The organism is Thiovibrio frasassiensis (assembly GCF_029607905.1).
In the GTDB taxonomy this organism is placed as follows: Bacteria; Desulfobacterota; Desulfobulbia; order Desulfobulbales; family Desulfurivibrionaceae; genus Thiovibrio; species Thiovibrio frasassiensis.
In genome coordinates this window covers 2,011,271-2,028,934 of sequence record NZ_JAPHEH010000001.1, presented here as the reverse complement: position 1 = coordinate 2,028,934, position 17,664 = coordinate 2,011,271, and the positions used below count along the sequence as shown (strand labels likewise).

Annotated in this window: 18 protein-coding genes, 3 tRNA genes and 1 riboswitch; of the genes, 3 read left to right on the top strand and 18 right to left on the bottom strand. The window is 51.8% G+C overall.

The genetic code is table 11. The features are described from left to right. Positions 1 to 13 precede the first annotated feature (13 nt). From rpmF to OLX77_RS09430, 15 genes are all read right to left on the bottom strand, one after another. Positions 14 to 196 (bottom strand): 50S ribosomal protein L32, encoded by a 183-nt coding sequence (gene rpmF / locus OLX77_RS09495; RefSeq protein ID WP_307633358.1) that lies wholly within the window; start codon positions 194 to 196, stop codon positions 14 to 16. Between the two features lie 153 nt (positions 197 to 349). Next, complete coding sequence (locus OLX77_RS13270; protein ID WP_371877472.1) at positions 350 to 868, bottom strand: YceD family protein; 519 nt, start codon at positions 866 to 868, stop codon at positions 350 to 352. Positions 869 to 1,034: 166 nt separating this feature from the next. Beyond that, positions 1,035 to 1,424 (bottom strand): cyclic nucleotide-binding domain-containing protein, encoded by a 390-nt coding sequence (locus OLX77_RS09490; protein WP_307633357.1) that lies wholly within the window; start codon positions 1,422 to 1,424, stop codon positions 1,035 to 1,037. A gap of 90 nt (positions 1,425 to 1,514) precedes the next feature. Then, positions 1,515 to 2,171, bottom strand: coding sequence for an MlaC/ttg2D family ABC transporter substrate-binding protein (locus OLX77_RS09485; RefSeq protein WP_307633356.1), 657 nt, complete (start codon positions 2,169 to 2,171; stop codon positions 1,515 to 1,517). A gap of 12 nt (positions 2,172 to 2,183) precedes the next feature. After that, entirely contained in the window at positions 2,184 to 3,200 is a 1,017-nt protein-coding gene (locus tag OLX77_RS09480) for an MlaA family lipoprotein (protein ID WP_307634071.1), read from the bottom strand. A 266-nt stretch (positions 3,201 to 3,466) separates the two neighbouring features. Further along, the gene (gene mlaD / locus OLX77_RS09475; RefSeq protein WP_307633355.1) at positions 3,467 to 3,916 is read right to left on the bottom strand and encodes an outer membrane lipid asymmetry maintenance protein MlaD; all 450 of its coding nucleotides are present in this window, start codon (positions 3,914 to 3,916) and stop codon (positions 3,467 to 3,469) included. Between the two features lie 6 nt (positions 3,917 to 3,922). Then, positions 3,923 to 4,690 (bottom strand): ABC transporter ATP-binding protein, encoded by a 768-nt coding sequence (locus OLX77_RS09470; RefSeq protein WP_307633354.1) that lies wholly within the window; start codon positions 4,688 to 4,690, stop codon positions 3,923 to 3,925. Next, the gene (locus OLX77_RS09465; RefSeq protein ID WP_307633353.1) at positions 4,687 to 5,475 is read right to left on the bottom strand and encodes an MlaE family ABC transporter permease; all 789 of its coding nucleotides are present in this window, start codon (positions 5,473 to 5,475) and stop codon (positions 4,687 to 4,689) included. Before OLX77_RS09465 ends, OLX77_RS09470 begins: the two co-directional genes overlap by 4 nt. A gap of 228 nt (positions 5,476 to 5,703) precedes the next feature. Continuing rightward, positions 5,704 to 5,780: transfer RNA gene (locus tag OLX77_RS09460), tRNA-Asp, on the bottom strand. Between the two features lie 5 nt (positions 5,781 to 5,785). Next, positions 5,786 to 5,861: transfer RNA gene (locus tag OLX77_RS09455), tRNA-Val, on the bottom strand. 134 nt (positions 5,862 to 5,995) lie between these two features. After that, positions 5,996 to 8,407: an endopeptidase La gene (gene lon, locus OLX77_RS09450; RefSeq protein ID WP_307633352.1), complete on the bottom strand. Its 2,412-nt coding sequence runs from the start codon at positions 8,405 to 8,407 to the stop codon at positions 5,996 to 5,998. A 44-nt stretch (positions 8,408 to 8,451) separates the two neighbouring features. Next, entirely contained in the window at positions 8,452 to 9,717 is a 1,266-nt protein-coding gene (clpX, locus tag OLX77_RS09445; protein WP_307633351.1) for an ATP-dependent Clp protease ATP-binding subunit ClpX, read from the bottom strand. Further along, a complete protein-coding gene (clpP, locus tag OLX77_RS09440; protein WP_307633350.1) occupies positions 9,701 to 10,321 on the bottom strand; it encodes an ATP-dependent Clp endopeptidase proteolytic subunit ClpP in 621 nt (206 codons plus the stop codon). The genes clpX and clpP overlap by 17 nt, the downstream gene beginning before the upstream one ends. A 39-nt stretch (positions 10,322 to 10,360) precedes the next feature. Beyond that, entirely contained in the window at positions 10,361 to 11,656 is a 1,296-nt protein-coding gene (tig, locus tag OLX77_RS09435; protein WP_307633349.1) for a trigger factor, read from the bottom strand. Between the two features lie 134 nt (positions 11,657 to 11,790). Then, positions 11,791 to 11,874, bottom strand: a tRNA-Leu gene (locus tag OLX77_RS09430). A gap of 250 nt (positions 11,875 to 12,124) precedes the next feature. After that, a riboswitch (cobalamin riboswitch) is annotated at positions 12,125 to 12,263 on the top strand. A gap of 138 nt (positions 12,264 to 12,401) precedes the next feature. Between OLX77_RS09430 and OLX77_RS09425 the strand changes: the two genes are divergently transcribed. The 3 genes from OLX77_RS09425 (at position 12,402) to OLX77_RS09415 (ending at position 14,631) form a co-directional block, all read left to right on the top strand. Next, on the top strand, positions 12,402 to 12,530 hold the full coding sequence (locus OLX77_RS09425) for a hypothetical protein (protein WP_307633348.1): 129 nt from the start codon (positions 12,402 to 12,404) through the stop codon (positions 12,528 to 12,530). After that, positions 12,530 to 13,921 (top strand): peptide-modifying radical SAM enzyme CbpB, encoded by a 1,392-nt coding sequence (cbpB, locus tag OLX77_RS09420; RefSeq protein ID WP_307633347.1) that lies wholly within the window; start codon positions 12,530 to 12,532, stop codon positions 13,919 to 13,921. The genes OLX77_RS09425 and cbpB overlap by 1 nt, the downstream gene beginning before the upstream one ends. A 131-nt stretch (positions 13,922 to 14,052) precedes the next feature. Further along, entirely contained in the window at positions 14,053 to 14,631 is a 579-nt protein-coding gene (locus OLX77_RS09415; RefSeq protein ID WP_307633346.1) for a flavodoxin family protein, read from the top strand. A 4-nt stretch (positions 14,632 to 14,635) separates the two neighbouring features. Here OLX77_RS09415 and recO read toward each other — a convergent pair whose 3' ends face one another. From recO to OLX77_RS09400, 3 genes are all read right to left on the bottom strand, one after another. Next, a complete protein-coding gene (recO, locus tag OLX77_RS09410; RefSeq protein WP_307633345.1) occupies positions 14,636 to 15,388 on the bottom strand; it encodes a DNA repair protein RecO in 753 nt (250 codons plus the stop codon). Between the two features lie 15 nt (positions 15,389 to 15,403). Then, positions 15,404 to 16,543 (bottom strand): helix-turn-helix domain-containing protein, encoded by a 1,140-nt coding sequence (locus OLX77_RS09405; RefSeq protein WP_307633344.1) that lies wholly within the window; start codon positions 16,541 to 16,543, stop codon positions 15,404 to 15,406. A gap of 122 nt (positions 16,544 to 16,665) precedes the next feature. Continuing rightward, complete coding sequence (locus OLX77_RS09400; protein ID WP_307633343.1) at positions 16,666 to 17,643, bottom strand: SurA N-terminal domain-containing protein; 978 nt, start codon at positions 17,641 to 17,643, stop codon at positions 16,666 to 16,668. Positions 17,644 to 17,664 lie beyond the last annotated feature (21 nt).

Sequence of the window (17,664 nt, the reverse complement as noted above, 5' to 3'; positions counted from 1 at the left end):
ATGGGAAGCTCTACTACTCTTCAGTCAGCTTGACAACAGTACGCCCCTTGTATGCCCCGCAGCTAGGACAAAGACGATGCGGCAGCTTCGGCTCGCCACAGGCAGCACAGGTGGCAACAGTGACACCGCAAAGAGCATCGTGGGAACGACGAATTCTGGTACGACAATGGGAATGTCTTCTTTTCGGTAAGGCCATTACTTTTCCTCCAATTGGAAAGATCTCGGTTACAGCTTGTTGTCTGTAACGGGTTTTTCAAAAAAATTCAACAGGTTCAGCAAAAAGGAAACGGTTTCTCCTCCGCAGAGGGAAATAATTGGAAACAATCCCCTGATTGGCATCAAAAAAATACTACTGAACCTTTAATTTTGCCAAAATCTGAAAAGGGGATGCCCCCGTCCCTTGAGTACAATCACACGGACAACGATTCAAGTTTACCCCGCACTCAGGGCACAACCCCAAGCATTTGTCACTGCACAGCCTTTTCTCGGGCAAAGCCAGATACAACTGCTGCACAAGCACAGAAAAAACATCCACTACCGGCTCGGCAAGAAACACGACATCCAGTTCACTGCTCTTGCAACAGTGCTCCGCAGCGATCCCTGCCTCTTCTTCTTTGGCAAGCATCTCAAAAACGACCTCAAACTCCTCAGCCAAGGCATAGACAAAAGAATCAAGACACCGATCACAATCCAGAACAACGGAAAGATGCAAGGTGCCCGCAAACAAAACCCGCCCCGCTTCTTTTTTCAGAGAAACGGTGCATAGGGGCGGCGCTTGACAGACAACCTCGTCGCGAGGAACCCACCCCCCGTCCTCAATGCGAAAAAAAATCCCTTCAGCCGGTATTTCATCCCACCTGATCTGCACACATCACCTATTCAGAATGCAAAAAACGAAACAGATCAATATAAAGAAACACGGTCATTTGTCAAGAGAATTCACCGCCAAAACTTTTTTGACTGATACCCTCGCCCAACGGGATCTTCTCAAGCAATGGACAACAAATGGGACAAAAAGGCGTTGCTACATGAAATTAGAGCAACTTGGAGAGACGATCGCTCGCCTTGCCCAGGCGATGCCCAAGCACATGGATAATCCGTCGTAAAAGTTTCAAGCCAAGGGCTGGGGCCTCCCCAAGCATCCGCTCCATGTTTTCACGAGAAAGAATCAGAACTCGACTCTGCTCCGTAGCGACAACGGTTGCGTGTCGATACCCTTCTTCGACAACAGAAGTTTCCCCGACCAAACTTCCCCGTTCAAGCACGGCAACCAGGATGAACTTCCCGTGGAATATTGCCTCCATCTTCACCGCAAGCTTCCCTTCGACCAGAAAGCCCATAAAATCACCGGACTCCCCACTTTTCATCACAATTTCAGCCGACTGCCACTCTCTCAACTCAAGATAGGCGAAGAATTCCCCCATCTCTTCAGCGGATAAAAAAGAAAATATATCAGTGAGCTCCTCGGGCCTGTATCTCCCAAAAAGCATTTCTCCAGCAATCCCCATTGGTGTTTACTCAGCAGCCCCCTTATTGACCTTCTCTTCGAGCTTGGCAATAAGTCCGGCAAAATTCTCCTTGCTGAGGATACTGGCAAACTGCGTCCGGTAATTGTTCACCAGGCTCACGCCCTCGACTTCCACGTCATAGACCATCCAGCTGTTATCATTGCTTTTCAGCTTGTAATTAACAGGGGTCTCTATATTTTTGCGAATGAGATCACTATAAACAATGGCCTTGTTCCCTTGGACGGTTGTTTTCTTAAAAACAACCTTCTCCCCGGAATAAGTCTCTATCTTGGCTATATATGTGTTTTCAAGAAGCGTCTTAAACAAAAAAACAAAACGGTCCTGTTCAGCAGGAGTCCTGTCCCGCCAATGCCTCGCCAAGGCACGCATGGACATCTCGCGAAAATCAAATTTCTTTTCGACAATAGTGACCACACGGTTTTTTCGTTCCGCCTTACGAGCCGGCACGGCAAGCTTTTCATCCTGAAGAATAGATATAATTTCGTCAACCGCATCCTTCATAAAAACAACTGGATCGGTTGCCGCAGCAGAGGATGCCCCCTTAAGCAAAACCGGGATTGCGATTGCCAAAAAAAACACCGGAAAAAACTTCAGATACCAACGAGTACTCTTTTTCATTTCTGCCTCTACCATCAATTCCATGGGATCCGTAAATTATTGCACAACCCTTGCTTCGCTGAACCCAACAGCGCAGAGTTTTTGCTCCTCCTGCTTGGCGAACTCAAACTTTTTCCCAGCAGGCACCTGCAGAGCATAAAAGTTATAGTCTCCCCGATCATACACCGTGACAACCGGCTCTTCGTTCATGGCGAGCAAGGTTTGCCGCATTGCCAGAACCTGCTCCGCGTCAACCGAAGTACCAACCTGAACAAAAAAATCATCCGATGCAACCGGCACCGATTCCACGTCTGACTCTATCGGGCCGGGCATCACTTGGACATATGTTTTTTCTGTCTTAGCCAAGGAAGAAATATAGACAGAGTCGCCCCCCACAGCAATATCACTGATCTTCTTGTTCCGATACTGACGGTAAGCATCCCGCAAGGCTATATACGGATCAATGGCGGATTCCTTGAAATCTTCGTAATCCCCGATAGTAAGGGAGGTATTATTTACCTCCCTCCCGGTATTTACAGCCACCCCAGCCCCAGTGTCCGACATGGCAAGATAGGAGATCGGACTCAGGAAAAAGTCCCCGGCTAGCCCGAGAGTGTCCCGCACATTCGACGGCCCAAACACAGGCCAACAGATATAGATGCCTTCGCCAATACCATACACCCCCATGGTTTGACCCAGATCTTCATCTTTGGGCGAAAGACCGAACTCATTTTTTGCAGTATCGGCCAAACCGGCAATACCAAGAGTGGAGTTTAAAATAAACCGAGCGGTTTCGACGCCAGAGTCCGCAACTTTTCCCTGAAGGAGGTTGTTCACAATCCGAACCGGAGCAAGAAGATTTTTAAAAAAACTCCGCACACACATCCGGACGTCTTCAGCAAGAATATAGGCATATCCTTGGGATGCAGGCTTAAGCACCCAAAAATACAGCTTATCGTTAAAATGAAAGAAGACACGGTTCATGGGCTCCAAAGGATCCGAGGCCAAAGCGATATCCTGCCCATTTCCCAAGGCCGATTCATCGTCAAGGGTAAATTCCTGACCCAAGGCCATGCTGAAAGAACAAAACCAGATGGCCAGACAACAGAAACATACCCGGCACAGTTGTGGCGCAAAACAATCACGATTTTTCATGGTCGTCCTCTGTCCCCAAAATTTGCATACACCCAGACGAAGAGATCATTCATCCTCAACTAAAGTAAAGCAATTGGAACGTCTATGATATCCCCGAGCAAAACAGTAGAAATACTATACCAGCCCAGCCAACTGTTTTGTTCCTAAAAAATCTAAGACCTCACACGCAATGCGAGGCACCATCACTACTCAACTTTACCAAAAATGTACTTACTCACCAATTCTTCAAGATCAAGCGCGGATTCCGTTTCCGAGATAACACCGCCATCGACCAACACATCTTCCGAACCACCCTGACTGATCTTGATATATTTATCCCCAATAATACCCTGGGTTTTAATGGAGGCGATGGCATCATCGGTAATCTTAACACCGTTGTTGATTTGAAGATGTACTTGGGCCCGATCATTTTCACCCAATGCGATAGTGCTTACCTTACCCACGTTAACCCCGGCCATTTCAACAAGAGCACCACGCTTCAAGCCGGAGACATTCTCAAATGTCGCCTGCACAGAGTATGTTTTTTCCATGGAAAAAACAGAAAACTCCCCCAATTGCAGAGACATGTACACAAAAGCCAGAAATCCGGCCAGGACAAAGAGGCCAACCATCGCATCAAAATTTATTTTCTTCATAACCCTTTATTCAATCTCCCTGCTTAAATAAATCTTCCCCATAGTGTACTGCACAAAGGCCTGAATATCGGGAAGTTCACTCTGTTGAATATCTTCAGGGCTGGCAAAGGTGGTGAACTTGCCCTTATTGACCAGAATAACCTGATCCGCCAAATTAAATACCTTGGGAATATCATGACTTACAATAATTGAGGTATATCCGAATTTTTTCTGGGTCTCCAGAAAAAGTTTGTAAATCTCCAAGGAGTTTTCGGGATCCAGCCCCGTCGTCGGTTCATCAAAAAGCATTATTTCCGGGTGCAACATCAACGCCCTGGCTAACCCCACCCGTTTTCTCATGCCACCGCTCAACTGAGCCGGATATTTGTCCTCGTGCCCCGTAAGACCAAGTTGTGCCAAGGTGGTAAGGACCCGCTCCCGGATTTCCTCGCGGCCCAACTTTGTCCGCTCTTCCAGCGGCAAGGCAACATTGGCAAAAACACTCAACGAATCAAGCAACGCTGATCCCTGAAACAGGACCCCGAATTTAGTCCGAATCCCGTTCAGCGCCTTGCCGCGCATCCTGGAAATGTCTTGCCCGCCAATGAGAATCTGACCGGAATCAGGTCGCAAGAGCCCCAGGATGAGCTTCATGGTAACGCTTTTCCCCTGGCCACTGGGCCCGGCAATAACCGTGGTCTTACCAGCCTTAATCGTCAGATTCACACTGTCAAGAATGATCTGCCGTCCGAATGATTTCACCACATCTTTGAACTGAATAGCTGCCTGACTCATAATAGTATCGCCGTAAGCAGATAATCCCAGATAAGAATCGCGATTGAAGAGAGGACAACCGCCTGCGTTGTAACCTTACTCACTCCCTCAGCCCCGAAACCTGCCCCACGGATAACGTGAACATAATACCCCCTTCCCGCACACACCCAGACGATCAACAGGGCAAAGACAAAGGACTTTATGATGCCCATGTTTATATCCTGATTCACAACGCTCTGCTCCATCCCGGACCAATATGCCCCGGGATTAACACCGAGCAAGCCGCATCCGGCCAGAAAGCCGCCGAAAATGCCGACAACATTAAAAAAAAGGGTGAGAATCGGAACAGAGATAATCGTGGCGAGGAACTTCGGGGTGATGAGATAACGGAAAGGGTCAACGGCCATGCACTCCAAGGCGTCGAGCTGCTCGCTGTTGCGCATGATGCCGATTTCAGCGCACATTGCCGAACCTGCACGCCCGGTAACCATCAACGCGGTCAAGACAGGGCCAAGCTCACGGATCAAGGAGAGCGAAACCGCCGATCCCAACGCGCCTTCCGAGCCAAACTTACGCAAGGTATAGTAACCTTGCAAACCAAGGACCATGCCGGTAAAACCTGCGATAAAAAAGATGACCCAGAAGGAATTGGCGCCGATGAGGCGAACCTGCCGTATCATGGCGGAAAAACGAAACGGCCTTTTGAATACACCGCCAAGACCCCGCATCAGAAAAAAACCCATGCGCCCCAGATCCTCAAGGATCCACACGGTATTATTTCCAATTTTTTCCAGATAACGGATCATAGGGTCCTCTTGCATGCGAGGCGCAGCAAAACGTTTGGCAACAAACGATTGCGGCAATCACCATGCCTTGGCCGATTATCGGCTTGCACCATCCAAAAAGTTTTTTATGTTACTCACGGGAGACGGGAGGTGTCAAGCACTTGCGCCAATGAAAGACAAAAAAAACACCAAAAATTTGGTTAAAAAAAAAGGGATTAGCTGTAATGGCTAATCCCTTTATTTTTTTTATGGCGGAGTGGACGGGGCTCGAACCCGCGACCCCCGGCGTGACAGGCCGGTATTCTAACCAACTGAACTACCACTCCTCTTGTGGTGGGCGAAACAGGGATCGAACCTGTGACCCTCGGCTTGTAAGGCCGATGCTCTCCCAGCTGAGCTATTCGCCCACATGAAGTGTGGCAAGATATACCCTTGCACCCCATGATCCGTCAAGGAAAAAACTTACCGCAGACCAAAAATAAAAGCCAGAGACGATACTGCCTCCGGCCTCCTCTGCCTGACGGCAACGATCATACCACCATTAATGCGCCACATCGTTTGCGGGAAGCACCCCTTCTACGCCCAAGTGGCCAAAAGGAATCTCCTTAAAAAGGGGCTCCCCATCCTGCAGCACCAAGGCCTTTACCAGAACTTCGTCGACATGATCAACCAGTTCCACGGTGAGATCCTTGAGTATCTTGGCTGGAATTTCGTTCAGGTCAGCTGCATTCTCCCGAGGGATCAGGACATGCTTGATATTCCCCCGTCGCGCGGCAAGGAGTTTTTCGGTGAGCCCACCAATGGGTAAGATTCTGCCGCGCAGCGTAATTTCACCGGTCATGGCAATATCCCGCCGGACAGGAAGCTTCAGCAAAGCGGAAACCATCGAGGTCGCCATGGTAATCCCGGCCGATGGCCCATCCTTAGGGATGGCCCCTTCCGGCACATGGATATGGATATCAAGTTTCTGATAAAAATCCGGCAACAGACCGAGTTGCAAGGCCCGGGTCCGCACATAGCTCAAGGCAGCCTGGGCCGATTCCTGCATGACATCGCCAAGCTTTCCGGTTACGGTCAGCTTGCCCTTCCCAGGCATCAGCGCCGTTTCGATCTGCAGCAACTCACCTCCCACCTCAGTCCAGGCCAGGCCGGTGGTGAGGCCAATCTTGTCCCGCTCCTCTGCCAGACCGAAACGGTACCTGACCCCGCCCAAATACTTGGCAATGGCAGTGTCGTTCAGCCGGTACCGCTTCTCCGTCTTTTTCTTTTGTCGGTCCCGGGCCACTTTGCGGCACACCGAGGCAATGTTGCGTTCGAGGTTCCGCACCCCGGCTTCCCGGGTGTATCTCCGGATAATCTCAAGAATCGCCCCATCGTTGAAGGTGATATCCTCGCGGCCGAAACCGTTGGCCTCCAGCTGTTTCGGCACCAGAAAACCCTGGGCGATGTTCAGCTTGTCCTCTTCCGTATAGCCATTGAGTTTGATCACCTCCATCCGGTCCTGAAGCGGGGCCGGGATTGAATGGAGATTGTTGGCGGTGGTCACGAAAAAAACCCCGGAAAGGTCATAGTCGAGATCAAGATAATGATCATTAAAAGCGAAATTTTGTTCCGGGTCCAGCACCTCAAGGAGGGCGGAGGAAGGATCCCCCCGAAAATCCATACTCATCTTGTCCACCTCATCGAGACAGACAACCGGATTCACAACCTTGGCCTTCTGCATGGACTGGATAATCTTCCCCGGCAAGGCCCCAATATAAGTGCGGCGATGCCCTCGGATCTCGGCCTCGTCACGAACCCCACCAAGAGAGAGACGAACGAACTTGCGGCCCATGGCGCGGGCCAGCGACTTGCACAAAGAGGTTTTCCCTACGCCGGGCGGGCCGACAAGACAAAGAATCGGCCCCTTGATTTTCTCAACCTGGGCCTGCACCGCTAGATATTCAAGGATCCGCTCCTTAGGCTTTAAAAGGCCATGATGGTCCTGAGCCAGGACTTTCTCCGCCTCCAGGATATCGATTTTTTCTTCGGTTTTTTCCTGCCAGGGCAGGCTCAGTATACAGTCGATATAGTTCCGCACCACCGTCGCCTCGGCGGACATGGCCGGCATCATCTTCAGCTTCTTGAATTCCTGCTCCAGCTTGGCGCGAGCCGCCTCGGGAAGATTTTTTTCCTGTATCGCCTTGTCCAGCCCCTCAAGCTCGGAAGACCCATCCTCGCTGCCCCCCATCTCTTTCTGGATGGCACGGAGTTGCTCCGCAAGGAAATAATCCTTTTGGGTCTTATCCATTTTTTTCTTCACCCGAGCCCGGATAACCTCCTCAAGCTCAGCGATCTCAATTTCCTTATGGATAAGGGCCAAAACCTGTTCCAGCCGGTCGACAACCGAAAAATTCTCGAGGATCTCCTGTTTTTCCTGCACATTCAGGGGCAGATGCGCGGCCAGAACATCCACAAATTTTGCCGGACTCTCAATGCGGGCAAGGGACTTGATCACCTCGGCCGGCACCTTCTTGTTGTATTTGACATACTCCTTGAAACTTGTCTGGATCTCACGCACATAGGCGATGGCTTCAAGACCGGATTCCTCCTCGGACTCGTCGCTCTCAAGCTGCACGACAAAGTAGTCCGGATTGGGCAGGTGCTTAATAATCCTGCCCCTTCTCTTACCTTCAACCAGGGCTTTTATCGTCCCATCGGGGAGACGGAGCAGTTGCATAACCGTGGCAACGGTTCCCACCATATGCACGCTTTCTTCGCTGGGATCATCCTCGGCAGCATCTTTCTGGGTGACCAAAAAAATCTCGGAACGCTTGGCCATCGCCTCCTCAAGAGCCTTTATAGACCGCTCCCTGCCAACCACCAACGGTGCCACCATATAGGGAAAGATCACGATATCCCGCAGGGGCATCATCGGATAGGCAACATTCTGCTCAGGATCAAACTCAGCCATAATGTTTAATTCACCCTAGAGGGGTTAACGGTCTGCTCGCCAACTCAAGCACTTTTCTTCGCTTCCACATCGTTATCGTACAAGATCACCGGATAATCGCCATTCAGAACCACCTGCTCACTGATCACGCATTCCCGCACGTTTTCCTTGGAGGGCAATTCGTACATGATATCAAGCATCGCCTGCTCCATGACCGTTCTCAAGCCGCGGGCTCCGGATTTTCTCTTGATCGCCTGCTGGGCAATGGCCTTGAGCGCGCCCTCGGTAAAACGAAGACGGATATTGTCAAAGGCAAAAAGGCGCTCATACTGCTTGGTCAAGGCGTTCTTCGGCACCCGTAGAACACGAACCATATCCTCCTCATCCAACTCCTCCATGGTCGCCACCACGGGCAGGCGGCCAACGAGTTCCGGAATCAGACCAAAACGGAGGAGATCCTCCGCCTGGACCCGGGCAAGGATCTCTCCCACCGTCTTCTTCGGCTTGCCGACAACCTTGGCGCCAAACCCCATGGATTTGGTGCCGGTCCGCTGCTTGATCACACTATCAAGGCCGACAAAGGCCCCGCCGCAGATAAACAAAATATTGGTGGTATCAATCTTGATATATTCCTGCTGCGGATGCTTGCGCCCGCCTTTGGGAGGCACACTGGCCACCGTCCCCTCGATAATCTTCAGCAAGGCCTGCTGCACCCCTTCCCCGGAGACATCTCGGGTGATGGAGGCACTGTCTGATTTCCGGGCGATCTTGTCGATTTCATCGATATAGATGATCCCGCGGCTGGCCCGCTGGATATCATGGTCCGCTGCCTGCAGAAGATTGACGAGAATATTCTCCACATCTTCGCCGACATAACCCGCCTCGGTCAGGGTCGTGGCATCGGCCATGGCAAAAGGAACATTGAGAATCTTAGCCAGGGTTTGGGCCAGAAGCGTCTTACCGCTACCGGTCGGGCCGACCAGGAGAATATTGCTTTTCTGCAATTCGACATCGCTGCCGTCGTTGCTTCCTTGGGCCTCGATGCGCTTGTAATGATTATGTACCGCGACGGCGAGAACCTTTTTGGCATGTTCTTGCCCGATAACATACTCGTCAAGATGGGCCTTGATGTCATAAGGCTTAAGGGTCGACGCCTCCAACTGAGACTCCAAGGCCTGCTGGCGATCCTCACTGACGATCTCATTGCACAGATCAATGCATTCGTTGCAGATATACACCGTCGGCCCGGCGATCAGCTTCTTGACCTCCTCCTGACTTTTGCCGCAAAAGGAACAGGTGACTTCTACTTCTCCGTTATGATCTTTTGCCATGACTATTCTCCTCTTCAGGATTTGCCCGTTTCAGCAGCACCTTGTCAATTACGCCATAGGCCTTGGCTTCCTCGGCTCCCATGAAAAAATCCCGGTCTGTATCAACCTGAATCTTCTTGAGCTTTTGCTTGGTATGATGCGCCAGAATGGTGTTCAGGGACTGCCGCATCCGCAAGATCTCCTTGGCGTGGATGTCAATATCGGAGGCCTGCCCCTGAAAACCACCCATGGGTTGGTGCAGCATAATCCGCGCATTCGGCAAGGCATACCGTTTTCCCTCGGTGCCTGCGGCAAGGAGTACCGCGCCCATGCTTGCCGCCTGCCCCATGCACAGGGTAGCGATGTCACATTTCACGTAGTGCATTGTGTCATAGATAGCCATACCGGCCGTCACAACGCCACCGGGGGAGTTGATATAAAAAGTAATATCCTTGTCCGGATCATCGGCCTCAAGAAAAAGTATCTGGGCGATGATTATATTGGCTATCTCGTCATTTATGGCCGAACCCAAAAAAATGATCCGCTCTTTCAAGAGCCGGGAATAGATATCATAGGCCCGCTCACCGCGGGGACTCTGTTCAACAACCATGGGGACGAGATTCATAAACATGCTCCTTCTAGAAGTTAGTGGATCGCTCACACCCTAGGCAGCAGCCGGGACGATTTTCATCTTGGCTGCATCAAGCAGGAAACTCAATATTTTTTCGTTCAACAGCTCTGCCATGAAGGGGAGCAGGTCATCCCTGCTGGAAAAATATTTCTTCACTTCGCTGACCGGCATGTTGTACTGCTCGGAGATGCGCTGAAACCCTTTATCGATGTCTTCATTTTCCAGCTTAAGCCCTTCCTTTTCCGCGACCTTTTTCAAAAGGAAATCACCCTTGACCCGTGACTGCGCCGCAAGCTTATACTGTTCGACCAAGGCATCCCGGTTGAACCCGGCGGCTTCCAGGGTCATCCCCTGCCGCTCCAGGTTGCTTTCCAGTTCTTTAATCATTGACTCGATTTCATAGGCCACCAGCCGAGGCGGAATCTCAAATTCATGGGCTTCGATCAGCGCCTTCATCAACTTGTCGGTAAGATCGCCCCGCTGGGCATCCTTCTTGGCAAGCAGCTTCTTCTCCCGAATATGACCCTTGAGCGCCTCAAGGGTGGCAAATTCCTCCCCGACCTCCTTGGCAAATTCGTCATCAAGGGGAGGGAGCACCCGCTCCTTCACATCCTTGACATTGATTTTAAACTCTACCTTCTTGCTGGCCAGAATCGGATTGGCAAAATTTGCCGGAAAATCTATTTCCTGCGAAGCTTCCTCGCCTTTTTTCAAGCCAAGAAGCTTCTCTTCAAACTCCTTGCCATACTGACCGGAACCGACATCAACGGAATAATTTTCGCCAACCACCTGCTTGATGGGATTGCCGTTGTGGTAGCCCTGGAAATCAACCACAGCCAGATGCCCCAGCTCAATGGCTCGGTCTTCAACGCTTTGCAGGGGAGCCATCTGCTTCTGCAGGGCCTCAAGCTCCTGGGCTATCTCCTCGTCGGTCACCTCAAGGGCGGCCTGCTCGATCTCGAGCCCCTTATACTCGCCCAGTTCGAACTGGGGCCGGACATCAACCTCTGCGATGTAAACAAAAGTACCATTCTCGGCAAACTTCTGTTCACGGATGTCAGGGTGGACAACCGCATCGATCTTGCTTTTCTCCAGGGCATCAAAATATGATTCCTGAATCAACTTTTCAGCCACGTCATACTCAACCTTCGGTCCATAATTTTTTTCCAGCACTTGCCGGGGTATTTTGCCCTTACGGAACCCTTTCAATGAGACTTCTGAGTTCAGTTTTCTATAGGTGGACTCAAGTTCCTGGGCAACCTGCGCTTCCGGCAGAGTTATGGTCATTTTTTTGGTAAGCGCACTCACGTCTTCAACATTGATCTGCATGCAACACCTTCCTTGTTTCAAACATTTTCGACAACACAGTCATCCAGTGCAGGAACATCTTCGCGGGTTCCTCCTCACGGGATGAATAAAATATCTACCGACACTCCGACCTTGACGTCAGAGCTGTTTTCTTATGGTGCGAGAGGGGGGAGTCGAACCCCCATACCAAAGGCGCTGGTTCCTAAGACCAGTGCGTCTACCAATTCCGCCACTCTCGCTTGAACATGGAAAAATAACCAACTTTGGGGTCACAGTCAAGGACGGCTTACGATCTTGGCCCGATTTAACGCCAACCAATCCCCGAAAAAACATACCGAGAAACCATTTCTTCTCCGTGGGCCTAATGTCCAAACCATATTAGCCGCAAATTGGTTGCCCCTCTCTATTTCAAAATTATCCACTGCCACACTTGACAACCACCGGGCAAAAATGGTTTATAGAAAAAAATAGTGAACATTGCATCATCCCGGAACACGGTGTAAATCCGTGGCGGTCCCGCCGCTGTAATCGGGGATGCTGGTCAGCACAGGGAATTTCCCGGTCACTCCCAGAGGCTCTACTTGGGGGGAAGGCCGCAGGCCAGCAGACGATCCGAAAGCCAGAAGACCTGATGCGAATGTTTTTGCTGTATGTATTATGCTGTTCGTCTGGGTATTCCTATGGAAACAGAACCCGGAGAAGCTCCCATGGGGGTTTCTCCGGGTTTTTTTATGCTCACAGTTCAACAATAAAAAAGGAGAACACCATGAAAACACAGAAAGAGATTATCTCGTACCGTCGACGCTGCAATCTAATCGGCCAGGGGACCGGACTTTCCCATTACATCCTCCTCGCCCCCACTGCGGAAACAAAACCAGAGGCGAACGGCAAGTAATGAAACACGCAGACACACAGACAGCAGCAACCATTTTCGCCAACACCGGCCATGGCCCGAATTTTTCCGTGCTGGAGATCGGCGATCCCGACCGAGTTGCGGTTGTCGAGGCGGACACGGCATACTGGGCTCTGGTTGACAGGGATGACCTGCCCCAGGCCTTGGCCGGCTCCATGGCCCACGATTTCATGGCCCGTGAGTCGGAATTCCACACGGAAATGGACCACCTGCGCTCGGGCTTGAAGCTCTCCGCCGCGTATGTGAATCCCACCGAACGCTGCAACCTGAACTGCAGCTACTGCTACCTCCCGGAAGAGATGCGTAAAAACGGCATCGACATGGGAGAGGAAAAGCTGATGCTCGCTCTTGAGCGTTTACTGCAACACTTCCGGAAGGTTTTGCCGGAGGGGGTAAAGCCGCAGCTTATCTTTCACGGCAGCGAGCCCATGGTTGCAAGAGATGCCGTGTTTGCCGCAATTGCCAAATATAAAGACGAGTTCCATTTCGGCATCCAGACCAATGCCACCCTGCTCGATGATAGCGCAATCAGCTTTTTAAGAGATCACGGGGTCGGCATCGGTCTTTCCCTGGATGCCCCCACGGCAGAGATCGCCAACAGCACCAGGAAAAACTGGCAGGGCAACGGATACTTCGACACCGTTGTTTCGGTGATCAAAAAACTCGTCGATTATCCTGCCCTCAATGTCATAACCACGGTTACGCAAGCAAACGTGCACACCCTGACCGAAATGGTGGACTTCTACCACGACCTTGGGGTACGGGTTGTCATGCTCAATCCGGTGCGCTGCACCCGCCAAGGCGGCATGGACCTGAAACCGGACAACCATGTCCTGGCCGAGGCTTTTTTCAAGGCGCTGGACCACTCCTTTAAGCTTTTTGAACAAACCGGGAGAAAACTTGTCATCGCCAACTTCGCCAATGTCCTGGCGGGAGTTATCGGCCCGACCGGACGCAGGTTGATGTGCGACATCTCTCCCTGCGGCGGCGGCCGTTGCTTTTTTGCCGTTTCCGCTGACGGCGAGGTCGTGCCGTGCAGTGAATTCATCGGCATGAACGAGTTCTCCGGCGGAAACATCTTCCGTGATGACCCTGTTGATATTCTGGCCAGCAAGCCCTTTCAAGAGGTGACGAACCGGAAGGTGGAAAAGATTCTCCCCTGCGCAGGATGCGCCATCCGGCATTTCTGCGGGGCTCCTTGCCCGGCTGAGATCTACAAGGTGTCCGGCGACATCAATGCGCCAAGCCCCTACTGCAGCTTCTTTGAGGAGCAGGTTCGCTATGCCTTCCGGACCATTGCCCAACAACGGGAGGAGGCCTATCTCTGGGACAGCTGGCAGAGTGAGACAGAAATATCCTACTGCTGGAAGTAACCTTGTCTTATTGAAACCGGTCGGGGCTCTTCCCCGACTGGTTTTTTTCAAAATCATTTCCTCTCTTTTTCAATCTCGATTACACTATCATGGTACCCCCTAAACGCAGCATAACGTCCGAGGAGCATACCATGAAAGTCGTCGCTTTTAGCGGAAGCGCCCGCAAGGGTGGAAATACCGCAACATTGCTGAATACCGCCCTGAACGAATTGTCCATACAGGGAATCGACACAGAGCTGGTGGAGTTATCAGGCCAGCCGATTTCAGGCTGCATCGCCTGCTATCAGTGTTTCAAGAACAAGGACAATCGCTGCGCCGTGGGAAATGACATCATCAATGATTGTCTTGAGAAGATGATCGCAGCCGATGGCATCCTTCTCGGCTCCCCCACCTACTTCGCCGATGTTTCCGCGGGGATGAAAGCCCTGATCGAACGGTGCGGCATGGTTTCCCGGGCCAACGGCGATCTGTTCAAGCGCAAAGCCGGGGCCGGAGTGGTTGCGGCCCGTCGGGCCGGGGCCTATCAGGTATTCAATTCCCTCAACGCCTTTTTCCTGATCGGCCAAATGATCGTGGTGGGCTCCTCTTACTGGAACATCGGCATTGGCAGGGAGCCGGGCGAGGTGACCAAGGACGAGGAAGGCATGAAAACCATGCGCGACCTGGGACGCAACATGGCCTGGGTCCTTCAGAAAATCAAGGCTGAATAACCTATCAGCCCAAGAAATTCCAGGACTGCACTTCACGCTGCAAGAGATGGTTGTCATGCCGTTTCAACAAATCGATGGCCTCCCTGAGGGCCGCCGGGGAAAAATGGAGCCGCGCCAGTTTGTCTTGCTCCATATCCTGCACCTTACGCAACAGCTGGATGGTCTGGATGGAAAGGGGTGAAGAGTTATTGCCTGTAGCCTGGGGTTGGCAACGGCTGCACACCAAACCGTTGCGTAAGGAGCTGAAACGATACAATATCCCGGGACCGCCCAAAAGACCGCAATCAAGACACCCAGTCAGGTCAGGCCGATAGCCAAGGATCTCCAGCATCTTGACGTGAAAAAAAATAATCCTCCGGTGCACCGCCCCTTCTGCCAAAGCCAGTCCCTCGATACCCCAGCCAAGTAAACGAAAAAGCTCTGCATCACTATCATGCTCCCTGGTCCAGTGCAGGACAAGCTCACACAGCAGGGAGGCTGCGGCGTACAGCGCATAGTTCTCTCGCAGCCGGGGGAAGGAATCCAGCAACTCGGCCTGATCCAGGCGCATCAGCGAACTGTGACGATTTGGGGCAAAGAGGACGGAGAGGAGGGAAAAAAGCTCAAGCTTGTTGACAAAACGGATCTTACTGCGCTTGGCGCCTTTGGCGATCAACACAATTTTGCCGTGTTCCAGGGTATAAAGGGTGACAATCTTGTCGGAATCACCATAATCTTTAACCTGGAGTACAATCCCCAGGCTTTGCCGCAAGGACATCTGCTCTCGCTATACCTATTCAGCCGGAAAGGAAACCCGGGTACTTTCCATTACCTTGCCAAGGGGAGGGACCTTTTTCCCGTTCAGGGTAAGGATGATCCCCCCGGCGTTCCCGACAAAAAGGGAAATCTTTTTTTCTGCCTGCCAGACCAAATGGTCTCCAGGCTTATATACGCCGGACTTCTTCTTTTCTTTGTCCACCTGCACGGAGAGCCAGGTCTCCTGGGTAAATTTCGCCTCCAGAACATAATTCATCCCCGGAGCTTTTACCGTGGAAGGCGGGGGGGAAACTGCCGATACCGGAGCAGGCTTGACCACCTCCTGAGGCGCCGGGACCTGGACCGGTTTTTCTTTGGTGGCCCGCGGCAGAATCACAGGCTTACCATCAACTGTCTTGCTTTGGGCCCCTGGCTCCTGCGGAGTCTCCACCTTCTGGGCTTGTATCTCCGGCCCAGCCTTTTCGGGCACGGATACAGCCGCCTTTATGTCTGGCCCTGTTTTTCCAGGACCGGAAACGGGAGGCGCAGCCACCTCAACTCCACCCTGCGTCACAGGCAAACCACCCTGCTCAGTTGCCACCATACCGAGGGAGGGATCAGCACCGGACTCAGCGGGCAAGGGTACGGACAGCGGCGAAGGGGGTTCCACCAAGGGAGGAGGAGTAGCCTCGTGCATGGAAACACTGACTGGAGGGGCGGTCGAATCTAAAAAATTTAAGACCAGATATACGGCAAAGAAAAGTGCGCCCACGACAATGAAAAACCCGATGAGGCGCCCAAAGGGGAAGGTCCGCTCCTCGGCCATGGCTTCGCCGGCGAGAACCTCCTGAACATTAATTTTTCCCGTAGGCCTGGCCTCCCCATCGTTCTGCTCGATATACCAAGCCAATGCCTCGTTTGGATCAAGGCCAAGATACTGCGCATAATTTTTCACAAAACCCCGGGTAAAGACATCCGCCGGCAAAGCCTTGGGATTGTCCTCCTCGATGGCCCGAAGCGTTGAGGCATGGATGCGGGTCTTTTGCGCGATTTCCTCGAGTTCTTTTCCCTGACTTTGTCGATGTCTTTTTAGAAAACTGCCAAGGGTTTCATCGGCTCGTGATAAAGCCCTCGGCTGCTCAATTGCATCATCAGCAGTTAGTGAATCCTTGGTCATGAGAAACATCCCTTTTCCAGAGGTTATGGGGATAAACGAGACTAAACCGTTTCCATGAATTGAAAGGGTAGCTCCGCTGCTTACACTCCTGTTAACAGCAGTGCCTATCCGTATCCCAGCGCCTAAAGTATCTTTTTAATATACGCCTGATCGCGAAGCTCTTTGACCCATTTCTGAAACTGGCTGTTCATCGCTTCCTCATACAACTGCTTCCTGATCTGCTCTTTCACCGCTTCGTAGGAAGCCTGAAGGCCTATATCGCCCCGGTCGGAAAGAAGCTTAAAAAACTGATACCCGCCCGGAGTCTCTTGAATGGTGCCTATCTGTCCCGCCCGCAGACCGCTAATGCTTGCGCTCATGTAGTCTGCCATTTCCGATTTCTTAAAAACCCCGATATCACCCCCATCCTTGGCCGAAGGCAGATCGGAAGATTGCCGCGCCAGTGTGCGAAAATCCTGGCCGGCAAGAGCTTGCTGCCGAGATGCTTCAGCCCGCCGCAGGGCATCAGCTTTGGCGGCCGGGGTGTTTTCCTGCCAGGCGAACCCCATCTGCAGAACATGATAGGCATCCTCCTTGATTTTCTGGGCATAATTCTTGTCATAATATTCACGTATCCGCTCCTCATTCACCACCACCCGGGAACGGATTTCGTAGTCGATCAATCTTTCTTGCAGGATCTGGCTTCTAATGAGTTCACGGTAGTCATGTTCGTTCGAGCCCATGAGCACTATCTGCTGCCAAAACTTTTCCGGAGTGGTCTTGTTGCGTTCGACGATTCGACTGATGGAATTGTCCAACTCCGAATCAGCCACCGAAATCCCAACCTTCTTGGCCCGCTGGGCAACAATGAGCTTATCAATCAAGCTGGAAAGAATATCCTCCCTTGCCTTCAGCAAGGTCCGCTCAACCTGTTCCGGCGGAGCCTCCTGCGTGATCCTCCGAAAGACGGACGCCCCTTCCCGATTGAGGTCGGAAAAGGTAATGACATCATCGTTGACAATGGCGATGATCCGGTCCACCATTTCCGCCCGGGCGACAGGGGGATGGAAAAAACCGAAAAGAGACAGGGCTGCGCATAAGACATGTAAGGAAAATTTCACTGATCCACTCATAACAGTATA

Excerpts from the sequence above, each read along its gene's own strand:
- rpmF (WP_307633358.1), bottom strand. The coding sequence starts at position 196 with ATGGCCTTACCGAAAAGAAGACATTCCCATTGTCGTACCAGAATTCGT.
- OLX77_RS09490 (WP_307633357.1), bottom strand. The coding sequence starts at position 1,424 with ATGGGGGAATTCTTCGCCTATCTTGAGTTGAGAGAGTGGCAGTCGGCT.
- OLX77_RS09485 (WP_307633356.1), bottom strand. The coding sequence starts at position 2,171 with ATGGAATTGATGGTAGAGGCAGAAATGAAAAAGAGTACTCGTTGGTAT.
- OLX77_RS09480 (WP_307634071.1), bottom strand. The coding sequence starts at position 3,200 with ATGGCCTTGGGTCAGGAATTTACCCTTGACGATGAATCGGCCTTGGGA.
- mlaD (WP_307633355.1), bottom strand. The coding sequence starts at position 3,916 with ATGAAGAAAATAAATTTTGATGCGATGGTTGGCCTCTTTGTCCTGGCC.
- OLX77_RS09470 (WP_307633354.1), bottom strand. The coding sequence starts at position 4,690 with ATGAGTCAGGCAGCTATTCAGTTCAAAGATGTGGTGAAATCATTCGGA.
- OLX77_RS09465 (WP_307633353.1), bottom strand. The coding sequence starts at position 5,475 with ATGATCCGTTATCTGGAAAAAATTGGAAATAATACCGTGTGGATCCTT.
- lon (WP_307633352.1), bottom strand. The coding sequence starts at position 8,407 with ATGGCTGAGTTTGATCCTGAGCAGAATGTTGCCTATCCGATGATGCCC.
- clpX (WP_307633351.1), bottom strand. The coding sequence starts at position 9,717 with ATGGCAAAAGATCATAACGGAGAAGTAGAAGTCACCTGTTCCTTTTGC.
- clpP (WP_307633350.1), bottom strand. The coding sequence starts at position 10,321 with ATGAATCTCGTCCCCATGGTTGTTGAACAGAGTCCCCGCGGTGAGCGG.
- tig (WP_307633349.1), bottom strand. The coding sequence starts at position 11,656 with ATGCAGATCAATGTTGAAGACGTGAGTGCGCTTACCAAAAAAATGACC.
- OLX77_RS09425 (WP_307633348.1), top strand. The coding sequence starts at position 12,402 with ATGAAAACACAGAAAGAGATTATCTCGTACCGTCGACGCTGCAATCTA.
- cbpB (WP_307633347.1), top strand. The coding sequence starts at position 12,530 with ATGAAACACGCAGACACACAGACAGCAGCAACCATTTTCGCCAACACC.
- OLX77_RS09415 (WP_307633346.1), top strand. The coding sequence starts at position 14,053 with ATGAAAGTCGTCGCTTTTAGCGGAAGCGCCCGCAAGGGTGGAAATACC.
- recO (WP_307633345.1), bottom strand. The coding sequence starts at position 15,388 with ATGTCCTTGCGGCAAAGCCTGGGGATTGTACTCCAGGTTAAAGATTAT.
- OLX77_RS09405 (WP_307633344.1), bottom strand. The coding sequence starts at position 16,543 with ATGACCAAGGATTCACTAACTGCTGATGATGCAATTGAGCAGCCGAGG.